The 15,363-nt window shown below is 69.3% G+C and carries 13 protein-coding genes; 4 read left to right on the forward strand and 9 right to left on the reverse strand.

Translation table 11 applies throughout. The features are described 5' to 3' along the window. Nucleotides 1-160 precede the first annotated feature (160 nt). The 8 genes from ABD259_RS19075 to ABD259_RS19110 all read right to left on the reverse strand — a co-directional run bounded on the left by ABD259_RS19075 (nucleotide 161) and on the right by ABD259_RS19110 (nucleotide 9,305). Nucleotides 161-1,213 (reverse strand): glycoside hydrolase family 3 N-terminal domain-containing protein, encoded by a 1,053-nt coding sequence (locus ABD259_RS19075; RefSeq protein WP_344164308.1) that lies wholly within the window; start codon nucleotides 1,211-1,213, stop codon nucleotides 161-163. A 5-nt stretch (nucleotides 1,214-1,218) separates the two neighbouring features. Next, on the reverse strand, nucleotides 1,219-2,145 hold the full coding sequence (locus tag ABD259_RS19080) for a carbohydrate ABC transporter permease (protein ID WP_344164311.1): 927 nt from the start codon (nucleotides 2,143-2,145) through the stop codon (nucleotides 1,219-1,221). Next, entirely contained in the window at nucleotides 2,142-3,119 is a 978-nt protein-coding gene (locus tag ABD259_RS19085; protein WP_412759370.1) for a carbohydrate ABC transporter permease, read from the reverse strand. The genes ABD259_RS19080 and ABD259_RS19085 overlap by 4 nt, the downstream gene beginning before the upstream one ends. Before the next feature lie 3 nt (nucleotides 3,120-3,122). Then, the gene (locus tag ABD259_RS19090) at nucleotides 3,123-4,403 is read right to left on the reverse strand and encodes a sugar ABC transporter substrate-binding protein (RefSeq protein ID WP_344102518.1); all 1,281 of its coding nucleotides are present in this window, start codon (nucleotides 4,401-4,403) and stop codon (nucleotides 3,123-3,125) included. A gap of 157 nt (nucleotides 4,404-4,560) precedes the next feature. Beyond that, entirely contained in the window at nucleotides 4,561-5,820 is a 1,260-nt protein-coding gene (locus ABD259_RS19095; protein WP_344102520.1) for a cytochrome P450, read from the reverse strand. Between the two features lie 160 nt (nucleotides 5,821-5,980). Next, the gene (locus tag ABD259_RS19100; protein ID WP_344164314.1) at nucleotides 5,981-6,439 is read right to left on the reverse strand and encodes a hypothetical protein; all 459 of its coding nucleotides are present in this window, start codon (nucleotides 6,437-6,439) and stop codon (nucleotides 5,981-5,983) included. Between the two features lie 125 nt (nucleotides 6,440-6,564). After that, nucleotides 6,565-7,824: a class I SAM-dependent methyltransferase gene (locus ABD259_RS19105; RefSeq protein WP_344102524.1), complete on the reverse strand. Its 1,260-nt coding sequence runs from the start codon at nucleotides 7,822-7,824 to the stop codon at nucleotides 6,565-6,567. Nucleotides 7,825-7,880: 56 nt separating this feature from the next. Further along, a complete protein-coding gene (locus ABD259_RS19110; RefSeq protein ID WP_344102526.1) occupies nucleotides 7,881-9,305 on the reverse strand; it encodes an FAD-binding oxidoreductase in 1,425 nt (474 codons plus the stop codon). A gap of 307 nt (nucleotides 9,306-9,612) precedes the next feature. Here ABD259_RS19110 and ABD259_RS19115 point away from each other — a divergent pair, with 307 nt between their 5' ends. The 4 genes from ABD259_RS19115 (at nucleotide 9,613) to ABD259_RS19130 (ending at nucleotide 12,811) form a co-directional block, all read left to right on the forward strand. Further along, a complete protein-coding gene (locus ABD259_RS19115) occupies nucleotides 9,613-10,392 on the forward strand; it encodes a glutamate racemase (protein WP_344164413.1) in 780 nt (259 codons plus the stop codon). Between the two features lie 137 nt (nucleotides 10,393-10,529). Further along, the gene (locus tag ABD259_RS19120; RefSeq protein WP_344102528.1) at nucleotides 10,530-10,877 is read left to right on the forward strand and encodes a hypothetical protein; all 348 of its coding nucleotides are present in this window, start codon (nucleotides 10,530-10,532) and stop codon (nucleotides 10,875-10,877) included. Between the two features lie 69 nt (nucleotides 10,878-10,946). After that, a complete protein-coding gene (locus tag ABD259_RS19125; protein WP_344102530.1) occupies nucleotides 10,947-12,113 on the forward strand; it encodes an AI-2E family transporter in 1,167 nt (388 codons plus the stop codon). A 173-nt stretch (nucleotides 12,114-12,286) separates the two neighbouring features. Next, nucleotides 12,287-12,811: a DUF6315 family protein gene (locus ABD259_RS19130; protein WP_344102532.1), complete on the forward strand. Its 525-nt coding sequence runs from the start codon at nucleotides 12,287-12,289 to the stop codon at nucleotides 12,809-12,811. 354 nt (nucleotides 12,812-13,165) lie between these two features. On the opposite strand, the gene ABD259_RS19135 is transcribed toward ABD259_RS19130, so the two are convergent. Continuing rightward, nucleotides 13,166-15,280 (reverse strand): ATP-dependent DNA helicase, encoded by a 2,115-nt coding sequence (locus ABD259_RS19135; protein ID WP_344164317.1) that lies wholly within the window; start codon nucleotides 15,278-15,280, stop codon nucleotides 13,166-13,168. Nucleotides 15,281-15,363: the final 83 nt, after the last annotated feature.

The raw sequence follows: 15,363 nt of genomic DNA on the forward strand, positions 1-15,363 counted from the left end.
GGCCGCGCCAGACGCTGGGGTGGGATACCCCGGCCCAGCGTCTGGCCGAGCTGATCGCTCCCGACCCGGTGGCGTGAGCCATGGTTGCACTCACCACTTGACGCGGCCCGCCGGAATTCGGTCGATATCGCCGAGATCAACGGAGGGGTGCGCACAGCCTTCATCCCGAGCCGCGTACCCGCGCGACCAGCCGTTCCACGCGATCGGCCGCATCCGCGAGCCGCGCTCGGGAGACGGCGCCGCCGCGGACCGCCTCCAGCAGGCCGTCGCGCGCGGCCGCGAACATCTCCTCGTCGCCCGCTCCGGCCGTGGACGGATTGCCCAGGCAGAGCAGATCGGCACCGGCCGCCAGCGCGGCCACGGAGCCCCGGGCCAGGTGCTCCCGCATTTCCCCGGCCCCGGTGAAGGCGGTGAGCCCGCGCATGTCCAGCGCGTCGGTCAACGCCACGCTGGTGAACCCCAGTTCCGCGCGGAGCAGCGCGTAGACGCGCGGCGACACGCTGGCCGGGACCGTGCCGTCCAGGACCGGGATGCCGATGTGGCCGACCATCACCATGTCGACGCCCGCCGAGATCGCCGCGGCGAAGGGAGGCAGCTCCCGACGTCGCAGCGTCGCGAGGTCGATGTCGATGACCGGGAGGTCGACGTGGGAGTCGACGCGCGTGTCGCCGTGTCCGGGGAAGTGCTTGGCCGCGGCCGCCACCCCGGCCGCGTGCAGTCCCGCGATGAACGCCGTCCCGTGCCGGGCGACTGTGTCGGGGTCGGCACCGAAGGAGCGCACCCCGATCACGGGGTTGGCGGGGTCGACGTTGACGTCCATGACGGGCGCGAGCGCGGCACCGATACCGACCGAGCGCAGTTCGCGCCCCATGGCCTCGGCGACATCGCGGGTGTGCGCGGTGTCGCCAGCGGCGCCGAGTTCCCCGTGCCCCGGGTAGGGCGAACCGTTGGCGGCGTGCAACCGGGAGACGGTGCCGCCCTCCTCGTCGCTGGCGCACAGCAGGTCCGGGCGCAGCTCGTGCAGCTCGGCCGACAGGCGAGCGGGGGCGTCGGCGAGGTTCGGGGTGAAGTACAGGACGGAGGCGAGGCCGTCCTCGATCGCGCGGGCCAGCCACGGCGGTACCGAGGTTCCGGTGAAGCCGGGCATCAGGACCGTGTGGACCATCCGGACCAGGCGCCGGTCACCGTGTCTCTCGCCGTCGGATCCCGCCACCGCCGTCACCCCTTCACCGCTCCCTGGACGAGTCCGGAGACCAGTCCGCGCTGCACGATCAGGAAGAACACCATGACCGGGACGGTGATGATCGTGGAGGCGGCCATCAGCGCTCCCCAGTCGGTGGTGTGCTGCTGGAAGAACTGGCGCAGGCCGACCGCGACGGTGAACTTCTCACCGTCCTGGAGGAACGTCAGCGCGAGGATGAACTCGTTCCAAGCGACGATGAAGGAGAAGACGCCGGTGGCCACCAGCCCCGGGGCGACCAGGGGGAACAGCACCGACCAGAACATCCGGGGCCAGGAGGCGCCGTCGATGTAGGCGGCTTCCTCGACCTCGATGGGGACGGCGGCGACGAACCCGCGCAGCATCCAGATGGCGAACGGCAGGGACATCGCGATGTAGACGATGCTCAGACCGATCAGCGAGTTGAGCATTCCCAGGTCGCTGGCTTGGAGGAAGAGCGGGATCACCAGAGCCTCCAGCGGGACCATCTGCACGATGAGCACCATGACCAGAACGCTGGTGCGCAGTCGGAAGCGGAAGCGCGCCACAGCGGTGGCCGCGAACAGTGCCAGGAGGCTGCTGCCCACGACCGTGATGAGCGCGACGAGCAGTGAGTTGCGCAGGTAGGTGAGGAACCCGGCCTCGGTCAGCACGTAGGTGAAGTTGTCCAGGGAGAGGGTCTGGGGGACGAGTGCGTCGGTGCCGGAGACGGCGCGCTCCGATACCCCGCTGACCAGCATGAAGTAGGCGGGGAAGAGGGTGAAGGCGAGGACGGCGGTGATCCCCGCCGCGCGTCCGGCGGCTCGCGTGGAGCCGCCCGCGCGACGGGGACGGGGCCGGGTTTGGGCGGTGGGGTTTCGTGGCGTGTCCGGTACGGCGCGGGCGCCGCTCGGCTTCCCGTCAGCGCGCTCGGCCAGGCGGCTCATCGCAGTTCGTCCTCTCGGAACAGGGCACGCAGGTAGACGATGGTGATCGCGAGCAGGAGCAGGGTCAGCATCACGGCGATCGCCGAGCCCATGCCGTAGCTCTGGTGGCTGAAGGAGCGAATGTAGGACCACACGCCCAGGTTGAACACCTCCTGGTTGCCCCCGGAACCGCCCGGCATCAGATAGACCTGCGCGAACACCTTGAAGTCCCAGATCGTGGAGAGGATCGTGACGACGGCGAACACCGGGCGGATGGTCGGCACGGTCACGTACCAGAACCGTTGCCAGGCACCGGCGCCGTCGATCAGCGCCGCCTCATACAGCTCGCGCGGGATGGTGAGCAGACCGGCGAGCACGGTGACGGCCACGAACGGGAAGCCGTGGTGGATGACGTTGAGGACGACGATCGCGTAGAACCACAGCCGGTCGGCGAACCAGTTGAACCCGTCGGGACCGAGGAGCCCGAGGGCGGTCAGGGCGTTGCGCACGACGCCGCGGTCGACGTCGAAGATCCAGATCCAGACGTAGGTGCCGGTGACGGCCGGCATCGCCCAGGCGACCATGACGCAGCTGATGACGATGGTCCGGGCGACCGGCCCCAGGGAGCGCAGCAGCAGCGCGACGAGCGTGCCCACGGCCACCGTGCCGCCGACCGCGAACACGGCGAACACCACCGTGTTGGGCAGCACGACCTGCCACAGGTAAGGCTCGGAGAGCAGGTCGAGGTAGTTGGCGCCCCAGTTGTAGTTGGTCTCGCCGGTGTAGATGTTCTTCAGCTCGTAGTGCTGGAAGGACAGCCACACCACGCGGCCGAGCGGGAACAGCAGCAGTCCGCCGATGACCAGGAGCCCGGGGGCCAGCAGCCCCCAGGGCAGCCACCGGCGCACCGACCGCACCGGTGTCCTGGCGCGGGGGCGGGGCGGCGGAGGGTCGTCCCGCTCGGCGGTGGGCCGGGTACCGACGGCGGCGCTCACGTGTCAGGCGCCTTCGTTGAGGGTCGTCTCGATCTCCTCTGCGGCCTTGGCGGTGGCGTCGTCCAGGGAGGCCTTGTCGTTGAGGATGGACTGGATCATCCGGGGGATGACACTGTCGCCTTCGACCTTGCCGAAGTTCTGTGAGGCCGGGAGGCCCTTGCCGGCGTCGCGCATCTGCACAGCGAAGGGCGCGACGAGGGGGTCCTGCGATTCGGTGAAGGGGGCGAGCTGCTCGGTCTTGCCGGGGAAGTAGGTGCTCTGCTCCGACCACAGCGCCGCGTTCTCGTCGTTGGTGAGGAGCTCCATGTAGGACCAGGCGAGGTCCTCGTCCTCGGTTCCGGACATCATGGCCAGGTGCGAGCCGCCGACGAAGGAGGGGCTGAAGCTGCCGTCGGGGCCGGGGATGGGGAAGACGCCGATCTTGCCCTTGAGTTCGGGGTTAGCCTCGATGATGGCGGCGGGGGTCCAGCTGCCGGAGACGGCCATGGCGACGTTGCCGTCGGTGAAGTTGTCCAGGACGTCGGTCTCACGCCAGGTGCTGGCGCCGGTGCTGGAGACCTTGTCCTTCAGGGCGAGGTCGGTGTAGAAGGACAGGCCTTCGCGTGCTTCTTCGCCGTCGAGGGGTGAGGTCCACGTCCCGTCGGGACCCTGCACGGCGATCTCGCCGCCGGCGCCCCAGATGAACGGGAGGGCGTGGTAGTAGGCGTCGCCCGCCACCGGGAAGGCGGTGATGTCGTCTTTCTCGCCGGCGATTGTCAGCGCGGTCTCCCGGAGCTGGGCCCAGGTGGTGGGCTCCTCCAGGCCGAGTTCGTCGAAGATGTCGGTGCGATAGATGATCGAGCGCACCCCCGCGTACCAGGGCAGGCCGTAGAGCTTCCCGTCGACGGTTCCGGCCTCGACAAGACCCTCGGAGTAGGCTGCGGTGTCACCGACCCGGTCGCTGATGTCGATGAGCGCGCCGGAGGCGGCGAACTCCGGGGTCCAGGTCGTTCCGACCTCGGCGACGTCGGGCAGGCTGCGCCCGGCAATGGCGGTGACGAACTTGTCGTGGGCGTCGGCCCACTGCACGTACTCGACGTTGACGTCCGCCCCGGTCTGTTGGCGGAACTGCTTGGCCACATCGGCGAAGTACTCGCTTGCGTCGGGGTTAGTACCCTCCATGATCCAGACGTCGAGGGTCCCGCCGTCCGCGGCGCTGCCTCCCCCGCCGCCTCCGCAGCCGGTGGCGAGCAGGGCCAGTGCGGTGCCGAGCGCGGCGACGGACCGGGCATGTGTTGGTGCCATCGGAGATCTCCCGTCCATTCAGGGTCCCCCGCGGGGTGGTAAGAAACCTACGCAAAATCCACTCGGCTGTGAAGAAGGTCCACTGGCCGATCGCGGTCCCCCTCGACCTGCCGCCGGGCGGCAGGTGAACACCGTACCCGGCGGCCGTGGGGAAGGGTCAGAACGAACACGGCATGGACTTGATGCCGTTGACGAAGTTCGAGACCAGCCGCTGCGGCTTGCCGGTGGAGTGGATGGCGGGAAGGCGCCGGTGCAGCTCGCGGAACATGACGGTGACTTCCCGCCGGGCGAGGTGCGCGCCGAGACAGAAGTGGGGGCCGGGGCCGCCGAACCCGACGTGCGGGTTGGGGGTGCGGGTGATGTCGAAGCGGTCGGGCTCGTCGAAGACGGTCTCGTCGCGGTTGGCCGAGGCGTAGTAGAGCACCGCCTTGTCACCGGCACGGTAGTGGTGGCCGTTCATTTCGTGGTCGCGGGCGACGGTGCGGCGCATCCACACCACGGGTGAGGCGTGCCGGATGATCTCCTCGACCGCGGTGGCGGCGTGCGCCTCGAAGTCCGACCACCACAGGTCGCGCTGGTCGGGGTGGAGGGTGAGGAGTTTGAGGCCGTGGCTGATGGCGTTGCGGGTGGTCTCGTTCCCGGCGACGGCCAGCAGGATGAAGAAGGAGCCGAGTTCGGCGTCGGTCAGTGATTCGCCGTCGATGTTGGCGTTAACCAGTGCCGAGGTGAGGTCGTTGGTGGGGTGGGCGCGGCGTTCGGCGGCGAGTTCGCTGAGCAGCCCGGCCAGATCGGATCCGGCGGTGAGGAGCCGCCCCAGTGCGGTGTCGATGTCGTCGCCGAGGTAGTCGCGGTCGTGTCCCGCGAGCACGATGTTGGAGTTCTCGAACACCATCCGGTGGTGGCTCTCGGGGATGCCCATCATCTCGCAGATGACCACGAGTGGGAGGCGAGCGGCGGCGTGGGCGACGAAGTCGCAGGGGCCGGTCTCCTCCAGTTCGGCGACGATGCGCTCGGCCTGGCGCTGGACGCCGTCCTCCAGCCGGGCGAGCATGCGGGGGGTGAAGCCGCGCGAGACGATGCGGCGCAGCCGCGCGTGCCGGGGGTCGTCGAGGTTGATCATCGATCCGAAGAACTCGCCGAAGCCCTCGGGCATGTCGGGGATGGAGACCGCGCTCGGCTCTGAGGCGAATACCTGCGGGTTCCTGCTGGCTTCGACCACGTCGGCGTGCCGGACGAGCGCGTAGTAGCCGGGTCCGCTGGGGACCGGGCCGAGGTCGGGTTCGGTGAAGAAGACCGGGGCGGGCTGGGCGCGCAGCCGGGCGAAGGCGGCGTGGCGCTCCGAGCTGGGACGGCTCCAGAACTCCATGTCGGAGAGGTCGATGTCGTCGAGGGGGGCAGGTCTGGTCACCGGAGTCATGGGGGGGTGTCCTTTCCCTCACTCCCGCCGTCCCGAAGGGGCGGGACGGCCGAGGTACGGAGTGCGCTGGCTCACCCCCACACTCTTTACATATCAGTTACCTATGTCAAGCAAGGCGCCCCTTATGCCCGCTTTTTCGTCGTTTCAGTGCGTCTCAGGGTCACTCCGCCAAGCCGCACGCGATGCGTAGCGTCGAGATGAGCTCGGCCGGCTTGTACACGGCCTGGCCGATGGCCGCGCAGAAGGCGGCGAGCATGTGCACGTAGATCACCGGATCGCCGTTGGAGAAGCGCTCGGCCGCCTCCTCCTCGCCCAGAGAATAGGCCTCCCACACGGTGACCACGGCGAACTCGATCTCCGGGTCGAGCACGTCGGCCACCGCCGAGGCCACGGCCTCGCGCGCGTCCGCCGGCTTCCACACCACCCCGGTCTCCTGCACCCGGCGCGTGAGGAAGGTGGCGAAGACCTTCAGGTCGGAGGTGACCTCGGCGACGTCGCCACCGATCGCGGCCACCGCGCTCTCCAGTCCGTCGCGGTCCTTGCGCACATAGGCGTCGACGAGGGTGACGGCGATCTGCTTGACGCGGTCGGCGTTGTCTGCGTCTTCTGTTTCAGGCATGTCTCCATCATGCCCGCGTCGAGGGCGTTGATCGCCACGGTTCAGGCGCGATGCCCGTTCCCACCCCGTCCCTCCGTTGATCTCGGCGATATCGACGGAGGGACGGTGACTTCGGTGGTGGAACGTCAGGTGAAGTCGGGCCGCAGCGGCATGTGCGCGTCGGTGCCGTCGAGCTTGACGCCGAGGATCTGGTGCAGCTGCACCACGTTGCGCTCGAAGCCGAGGATGCAGCCGGCCATGTAGAGCCGCCACACCCGCGCGGTGCCCTCTCCGACCTGGGCGACGGCAGCGTCCCAGTTGGCCTCCAGGTTGTCGCACCAGCGCCGCAGCGTCAGCGCGTAGTGCTCGCGGAGGTTCTCCTGGTGCCGGATCTCGAAGCCCGCGTCGTTCATCGACGTCTGCAGGACGCCCGGCCCCTCCAGCTCGCCGTCGGGGAAGACGTAGCGGTTGATGACACCGCCGGGGAACATCGGGGGCAGGTCGTTGCGCGGCCGGGTGATGCAGTGGTTAAGCAGGCGGCCGCCCGGCTTGAGCTTGGCGTACAGGCCGGCGAAGTAGGAGTCGATGTTCTTGTGGCCGATGTGCTCGGTCAGGCCGATGGAACTGATCCGGTCATAGATGCCGTCGGGCACGTCCCGGTAGTCCATGTGCCGGACCTCGGCCAGGTCGGACAGGCCCTCCTGGGCGATCTTCTTGCTCGCCCACTCCGCCTGCTCCTTGGACAGGGTGACGCCCAGCGCCTTGACGCCGTACTCGCGGGCGGCGTGGCGGACCATGCCGCCCCAGCCGCAGCCCACGTCCAGCAGCCGCATGCCGGGCTGGAGGTCCAGCTTCTTGGCGACCAGGTCGTACTTGTCGAACTGGGCCTGCTCCAGGGAGGTCTCGGGGGTGGCGAAGACGGCGCAGGTGTAGGTCATCGACGGGCCGAGCACCAGCTCGTAGAACGCGTTGGAGACGTCGTAGTGGTGCTGGATCACCTCGGCGTCGCGGTCCTTGGAGTGCCGCAGACCCCGGCCGAACAGGCGCTTGCGCGTCATCTCCTGCGGCGGCGGGGGAACGCGGTTGACGAACTTCACCCACCCGATGTCCTTGGCGATCTTGACCATCTCCAGTGGGGAGATGCGAATGCCATCCCCGATGGCCAGATCCCACATGCGCTTCAGGGCGGTGTACATGTCGCCCTCAAGGTCGAGGTGGCCGCCCACATAGGCCCGGGTCAGGCCCATGGCCCCCGGCGACTGGGCCAGGTAGTTCAATGCCACCGGGGTGCGGACGACGATGGTGACATCGCTGTCCGGGTCCCCCGCTGTGCTGCCGTCATAGGCGCGGAACCGAACGGGCGCGTTAGCGCCAACCACGCGTTCGAAGATCTCCGCAAGCCGCATGCTCTTTCCCTTCATCACCTCAGTGCCGGACCAGTCCCCCGCAACCGGTCGGCGATTCACTTATTGCCGACACACTTCTCATAAAGCCCCAGAAGCCGCCCATCGGGGTCGTAGGCCCGCTTCAAGCGCTGGTACGCGTCGCCGTTGTACTGCCGCCAGAACTCCTCCTCGGTATAGAAGGCGTCGGAGTACAGGGACTTGTGGCCGTCGAGCCGTGCGACCTCCTCCTCCACCAGCCGGTTGTGGTGGGCGCGCCGCTGCCCCGGTTTCATCTCGACCATGCCCCAGAAACCGAAGTTGATGTAGAGGCGGTCCTGCTCAAGCGGGTACAGCGGCCACACGTGCGGCTCGCCCTCGGCCGGCGCGGCCCGCTCGCGCAACCGCAACGGGCACATCCAGACCGGGGTCATGCCGATCTCGGCGTGGAAGAAGTCGAGGAACTCGGCGCCGCGCTCCACGCCGACCTCGATGTCCTGGATCAGCGGCTCCGACTGCCGCTTGCCCGTGTAGCGGGCGAGCAGGCGGCTGAAGTCCGTGCGCCGGTCCAGCGCGACCAGCCTGCGGTAGACGTCGGAGCGCTTCAGGGAGCGCGGCCAGAAGCGGCGCACGGTCGGGTTCTGGACGCCGAACGCGCGGGAGCACCAGAACCAGTCGGTGTCCCACCGCCACAGGTAGTCGTGGATGGTGAGGTAGTCGCCCGGGCCCGGCCCGGCGTAGCGCGGGATGGACTGGTAGTAGATGTCATGGCCGGTGTAGTCGCTGGCCCAAGGGGCGCTGTCGACGAACGCGGCCAGGGTCAGGTAGAGCTCGCCGGGACCGAAGGCGACACCGTCGATGAAGTCCACCTGCTCGCCCTCGTACTCAGCGTCGGCGCAGATGCGCGCGAAGGCGTCCATGGCCTCCTTCGCGTCGCCGAAGCGCAGGTGGCGCAGGTGGACATAGGGCTTGACCGGCTCCAGCTCGATACGCAGCCGCAGCGAGTAGCCCAGCGTGCCGTAGGAGTTGGGAAAGCCGTGGAACAGGTCCCGGTACTCGTTGTCGCGCCGGGCCACCACGGTGTCGCCCGCGCCGGTGAGGATCTCGATCTCCTGCACCGACTCGTGGGGGAGCCCGTTGCGGAAGGACGAGGCCTCGATGCCCATCCCGGTGACCGCGCCGCCCAGGGTGATGGTGCGCAGCTGCGGCACCACCAGCGGCATCAGTCCGTGCGGAAGGGTGGCGGCGACCAGGTCCTCATAGGTCGTCATCCCGCCGACCTCGGCCACACGCTCGACCGGGTCGACGGAGATCACCGAGGAGAAGGCACTCACGTCGAGCGGTTGGGTGGCCGAGGGGTCACGGAAGCGGAAGAGGTTGGAGGTCGGCTTGGCCAACCTCACCGGCGCCCCGGGGGGCAGGGCCGCGTAGTCGCGCCGCAGCCGCTGGACGGCTTCGACGTGATCGGCGAAATCTCGTTGCGTAGGCTGACGAATCACGTTCACCCGCTCTATTCACCCGCTTCAGACGCTATTCGCGCCCCTGTTCAGCACAGCTTGGACACCGAAAGGGCGTAAGCCGTCCGTCAGCCTACGCCTACCCATCGGTAGCGACAGCACGCCCGGTATTGTTCCGCCCCCACCGCCTCATGTCTCCCTTCTCACAGCCGAAACTGCGGTTCGTTGCCTATACGTGAGCGGAGAACACGGAACGGCGTGGTTCCCCACCTCATTCTGTCGCGGACACCACAGCGCATCCATGACATTTTTTCCGGCCTACCGCGGGGACCGCCTATGATCGGCTGACGTGCGCATCACCCTCACCCTCGTCGACTCCGGCATCGGCATGCTGTCCACCGCCGCCGCGCTGCGCGCGGCCCGGCCCGACGCCGACCTGATCCTGTCCATGGACCCCGACCACATGCCGTGGGGGCCGCGGCGCCCCGACGACGTGATCGGGCGGGCGCTGGCCGGAGCGCGGGCCACCGCTGACGCCCGTCCCGACGCGATCGTGGTGCCCTGCAACACCGCTTCCGTCCACGGCCTCGACGCGCTGCGCGCGGAATTCGAGCCGGACGTCCCGGTTATCGGCACCGTCCCGCCGATCAAACCGGCCACCGAGCACGGCGGTCCCATCGCGGTCTGGTCCACCGTCGCCACCACGCGCAGCCACTACCAGGCCGACCTCGTCGCGCGCTTCGCCGCCGGACACACCGTCACCCCCGTGGCCTGTGTCGGGCTCGCCGAGGCGGTGGAGAGCGCGGACCCGGCCGCCGTCGCCGACGCCGTGGGCTACGCCGCCGAACGCACCCCCGCCGACGTCGCCGCTGTCGTCCTCGGCTGCACCCACTACGACCTCGTCGAGGACGAGATCTCCGCGGCGCTGGGGCACCGCGCCGAGCTGTTCAGCGCGGCCGACGCCGTCGCCGCGCAGACCCTGCGCCGTCTGGGCGTCGCCCCCACGCCGGATGCTGCCCGCACTGGCACCGTGAGCGTACTGGCCAGCGGCCGACCGAGCACGCTGCCCGATGCGGCGCTGAGCTATCCGGCGGGCGCGGCGCTGGCCCTGCCTCCGGTACGCACCGGCGTCTGAGACGCCCCAGCTCCTCCTGCCACGCCAACGCCGAGGACGGTCGCGCCCGTCTTTTCGACAGGGGGAGCGGATAGACTCGGGCGGACCGAGGCCGGGAGGCATCGGGCACGGCGACACGGGAGGGGAGCACGGCGCACATGGGATGGCTGGACCGGTTCGGACTCCGCAAGGCCAAGCGGCAGAGCAACGCCCGTTTTGACCGCGCCGCAGAGGATTCCGATGTGAAGGCACTCATCGACTTCGCTAAGAGCCGCGTGGGCGTGGAGTTCTACGTCGAGCCCGAAACCTTCGCCACCAGCACCACAGCGGTCGCGGTGGCCACCGACGGCGAGTGGACCCGCCGCCGGGTCGGTTCCCCCGATGTCATCCGTCGGGTCGCCCGCAACCTCGCCGCCCCTGTCTACGACGTTCAGGTCGTGGGCTATCCCAAGCGCATGCGCGAGTGGACCGCGCGCAACAAGCGCGGCCTGTCCCTGGACGACTGACCCCCCGGATTCCCCGTGGCCCGCCGCCGGTCACGAGAACCGCCCCCGATAAGGAAGTCGTCGCGCCACATGAGCGCCCCACGCAGTAACGGCATGCCCACGTGGCTGCCCCGGGCCATGGTCCTCGCCCTCTGGACCGTGATCGTCTTCGGCGTGGCCGGATGGATGCTGCTCCAGCTTCGCGGCCTGCTGATCCTGCTGCTGATCTCGTTGTTCCTCGCACTGGCCCTGGAACCCGCGGTCAACTGGCTCCATCAGCGCGGCTGGCCTCGGGGACTGGCCACGTCCGCGGTCCTACTGGGCGCCTTCGGCGTCTTCCTGCTGTTCGTCAGTGTCCTGGGCTCCATGCTGATCGGGCAGGTGCTGGACTTCGTCAACCAGCTCCCCGCGATGAGCAGGGCGCTCCTGCGCTGGGTCAACGCCACGTTCAACACGTCGTTCGACCCGGTGTTGCTCCTGGACGAGATCTCCGACCTCAGCGGAACCCTGGAGCGCTACGCCAGCAGCGCGGCCGAGAACGCACTGGCGGCCGGCACCACGGTGCTGACGCTGGTGTTCAACGGCATGGCGATCGCGCTGTTCACCTTCTACCTGACCACCGACGGCCCGAAGTTCCGCCGCACCCTCTGCTCGGTGCTGCCGCCCCGGACCCAGAGCGAGGTGCTGCGCGCCTGGGAGATCGCCATCAGCAAGACCGGCGGGTACATCTACTCCCGCGCACTGCTGGCGCTGATATCGACGGCGGCGCACTATGTCGCGCTGCTGGTCCTGGACATCCCCTACGCGTTCGCCCTGGCCCTGTGGATCGGCGTCATCTCCCAGTTCATCCCGACTGTCGGCACCTTCATCGGCGGTGCCCTGCCGGTCCTGGTCGCCCTGTTGCAGGGCCCCTTCCCCGCCCTGTGGCTGCTCGTGGTCATCACGCTCTACCAGCAGTTCGAGAACTACCTGCTGCAGCCGCGGATCACCGCGCGCACCCTGGACATGCATCCCGCGGTCGCGTTCGGGGCGGTCATCGCGGGCGCCGCCATACTCGGCGCCCCGGGCGCCCTGCTGGCGCTGCCGGTCGGAGCGAGCCTGCAGGCGTTCCTCGGTGTCTACATCAAGCGCTACGAGGTCGCCGAGCACCCCCTGCTCGACGCCGTCGAGGAGACCGAGGAACCGGCGGAAAAGACCAGTACCCACGGCCCCGCCGCATCCGCCGAGGCCGGCAACGGAAACCAGCCCGACGGCTGAAAAAGCGCAATGTACCGTACATTGCCACCGTGTTTCTAGAGGTAAGCGGGAAAAGATTTCCGGTACACCGTTTTTTGGTCGTTGATGACGACAGTTTGTAGAACTCCTTCGGCCAACCGGTTCCCTTATAAGGGGTTCACGTCGCATACTCCCTGGGGAGGGGGAGTGAAAGGATGAAGCGGGATCTCACCGCCCTGTGCTGCGATTGTGGCGCGATCCAACAGGTCAGCGCGCATAACGGCATAGGCGAAGCACAATCCGCGTACGGCCACGCGCGCTGCGTGGTCCGTCGGGTGTGCCGGTCCTGCGGATATCGGACCGACCATGCCTACCTGCGCGACGATGACGAGCGTGACGAACTGGAGGACGCGCTCAAACTCGATGACGCCCTCGCCGCCGAGGCGCTGGACGAAGAGGTCGAGCAACTACGGCTGTGCGGGATCGACATCGGGCATGCCCCTGTCCCCGCCATATGGGACGGACAGCCGGTGGGAATGGTCACCCAGCGCCTCTCCGACCGGTCGTACGCCATCGTGCTCGACCCCGAGTCGTCGGTCGTCGCCCGGCTCAAGCTCATCGACATGATCTGGAACGAGTTGTCCATCGGCGACAACGAGGACCGCTGGTACATCCAGCCCGCTGATGACGAAAACCCCGGATACGCCGTCCGCCTCTTCGGGTACCGGGTGCGCCGCTAGGGAAAAACGCCGGAGGGGGACCGAGTGCGGAAGACCGGGGTCTGCTGGGCGGCCTTGTCGGCGTTCACCTGACCGATGTTCGGTGGTGAAAAGCAGCAGCGACGGCAGGCGAGGGTGGGGGCTCTCTTTCGCCCACCGGGCGACGCCGGGTCCTCCAACGGGTACGGCGGATCCGGGGTCGCCGCGTGCGGGGGTTGTCTCGCTTCGCGTGAAGGGCCTTCCGCGACGCGGGCCCCTCCGCCGATGATCATGGGGAGAGTCCCGATCCTGTCCGCTTTGCCGGAAGAATTGCCATGATCATCGCCGGGAGAAACGACAAACGCCGACAGGGCCGCCAAGCATGCCCACAGGCCATCATCCCGCCACGGGAGCCGCTGACAGGCGACGCAGCGCGGCGCGGGCGACGTCGGGGTCGGTGGTGCCCCAGTAGGGCGGCAGTGAAGAGCGCAGGAAGCCGCCGTAGCGGGCCGTGGCCAGGCGGGGATCGAGCACCGCGACCACGCCCCGGTCGTTCATCGAGCGCAGCAGCCGCCCGGTGCCCTGGGCCAGCAGGAGAGCCGCGTGGGTGGCGGCCACGGCCATGAACCCGTTGCCTCCATGGGCGCCCACGGAACGCTGGCGGGCGGAGGCCAGCGGGTCGTCCGGGCGCGGGAAGGGGATCCGGTCGACGATGACGAGCTGCAGCGACGGTCCCGGGACGTCGACCCCCTGCCACAGGGACAACGTGCCGAACAGGCAGGACTCCTCGTCGTCGGCGAAACGGCTGACCAACTGGCCGGTGGAGTCGTCGCCCTGGCACAGGATCTCGAAGTCGAGGCGGTCCCGCAGCTCCTCCGCGGCCTGGGTGGCGGCCCGCATCGACGAGAAGAGGCCGAGCGTACGCCCGCCCGAGGCCTCGATCAGCTCGGCGATCTCATCGATGTAGCTGGGTGCCAGGCCATCGCGGCCCGGTGGGGGCAGGTGCTTGGCGACGTACAGGATGCCGCTGCGGGCGTGGTCGAAGGGAGACCCGACGTCCAGCCCCCGCCATCGGGGTTCGCCCGCCGAGGTGTGGTCCGGCTCCGCCGCAGCGGCGTTCGTGCTCTCCGCGCCCGCGGCAGCGGTGTCCGTCGGCGGGTCGTCGGTGGGAGCGGTGCCGCGATCACGGGTCGCCGCGGCGCGCGGCTCCCCCGCGTCAAGGACGGTCTGCCGCCCCAGGCCCCACTGCATGGCCAACGTGTCGAAGGACCCGCCAAGCGCGAGCGTGGCCGAGGTCAGCACTGCCGTGCGATCGCCCCACAGCTTCTCGCGCAGCAGGCCGCCGACGGCCAACGGGGCAAGGTGCAGGCTGGGCGCCTGCTTGCCGCCCTTCGCCAGCCACACGACGTCGCGGCGGTCGCGCAGCGGCGGTTCGAAGGACTCCAGGATGCCCACCGCGGAGTCGTGGACCTCCTCCAGCGCGGCCAGCGCGAGCTTGCGTGCCGTGGCGGTCTCGGGATCCTGCTCGGCGCTGGCCGGGCGGATGGCGGTCATGCAGGCGTGCGCGGCGTCGCGGACACTGGCCACCGCCCCCGCGAGGCCCTCGGGGATGTGGTCGATTCGGCCGGGCTCCTCCTCGACGAACATCAGCCCCAAGCCCTCGCCGGTCTCGGCCAGCCGACCGGTGAGCCCCTCCTCGCAGAGCCGCGCGGCACGCTTGGCGGCGGTGGTCACCGACCGCTCGCTCAGGGCGAGGGTGGCCACGGACGTCACGCGGTCGGCGAGCTCGTGGGCCTCGTCGACCACGAGCACCCGGTGGTCGGGCAGCAGCTGGTAGCCCTGCATCGCACCGATAGCGAGCATGGCGTGGTTGGTGACGACGATGTCGACGCCTCCGGCGTCGGCCCGCGCCTGCTCGGCGAAGCACTCCTGGCCGAACGTGCACGCCGACGCGCCCACGCACTCGTTGGCGGACACCGAGACCTGCCGCCAGGCGAGGTCGCTGACACCGGGCACCAGCTCATCGCGGTCGCCGGTGATGGTCTCGTCGGCCCACTCATGCAGGCGCTTGACCTGGCGCCCCAGCGACGAGAGCTGGTGCGGGTCGAACAGGGAGGCGTCCTCGGGCTCGTCATCGGCGGTCTGCAGGCGCTGACGGCACAGGTAGTTGCGCCGCCCCTTCAGGATGGCGAACGTGGGCTCGCGGCCGAGCAGCGGGGCCAGGGCCTCGGCCAGGCGCGGAAGATCGCGTTCGATGAGCTGGCGCTGCAGGGCGATGGTGGCCGTGGAGACGACCACGGTGGAATCGGTGCGCAGCGCGTGGTGGAGGGCGGGGACCAGGTAGGCCAGGGACTTCCCGGTACCGGTCCCGGCCTGCACCACCAGATGCTCCTCGGCCGCGATGGCGTCGTCGACCGCGGCGGCCATGGCCACCTGGCCGTCGCGGCGGGCGCCGCCGAGGGCGCTGACCGCGGCGTCCAGCAGGGTTTCGACATCGGGAAGTTCAGCCACACAAGCAAATCTAGTGCCCTGTGGAGACGGATGCGCCGCTCGTCCACACACCCCGGGGCGGCGCACCCGACCCGCTCGGGGCA

This window comes from Nocardiopsis rhodophaea (assembly GCF_039530945.1).
Taxonomy (GTDB): Bacteria; Actinomycetota; Actinomycetes; order Streptosporangiales; family Streptosporangiaceae; genus Nocardiopsis_C; species Nocardiopsis_C rhodophaea.

What these genes read in the sequence shown, in the direction of transcription:
- ABD259_RS19100 (WP_344164314.1), bottom strand. Translation starts at nt 6,439, where the DNA reads ATGCCTGAAACAGAAGACGCAGACAACGCCGACCGCGTCAAGCAGATC.
- ABD259_RS19120 (WP_344102528.1), top strand. Translation starts at nt 10,530, where the DNA reads ATGGGATGGCTGGACCGGTTCGGACTCCGCAAGGCCAAGCGGCAGAGC.
- ABD259_RS19090 (WP_344102518.1), bottom strand. Translation starts at nt 4,403, where the DNA reads ATGGCACCAACACATGCCCGGTCCGTCGCCGCGCTCGGCACCGCACTG.
- ABD259_RS19130 (WP_344102532.1), top strand. Translation starts at nt 12,287, where the DNA reads ATGAAGCGGGATCTCACCGCCCTGTGCTGCGATTGTGGCGCGATCCAA.
- ABD259_RS19095 (WP_344102520.1), bottom strand. Translation starts at nt 5,820, where the DNA reads ATGACTCCGGTGACCAGACCTGCCCCCCTCGACGACATCGACCTCTCC.
- ABD259_RS19080 (WP_344164311.1), bottom strand. Translation starts at nt 2,145, where the DNA reads ATGAGCCGCCTGGCCGAGCGCGCTGACGGGAAGCCGAGCGGCGCCCGC.
- ABD259_RS19125 (WP_344102530.1), top strand. Translation starts at nt 10,947, where the DNA reads ATGAGCGCCCCACGCAGTAACGGCATGCCCACGTGGCTGCCCCGGGCC.
- ABD259_RS19105 (WP_344102524.1), bottom strand. Translation starts at nt 7,824, where the DNA reads ATGCGGCTTGCGGAGATCTTCGAACGCGTGGTTGGCGCTAACGCGCCC.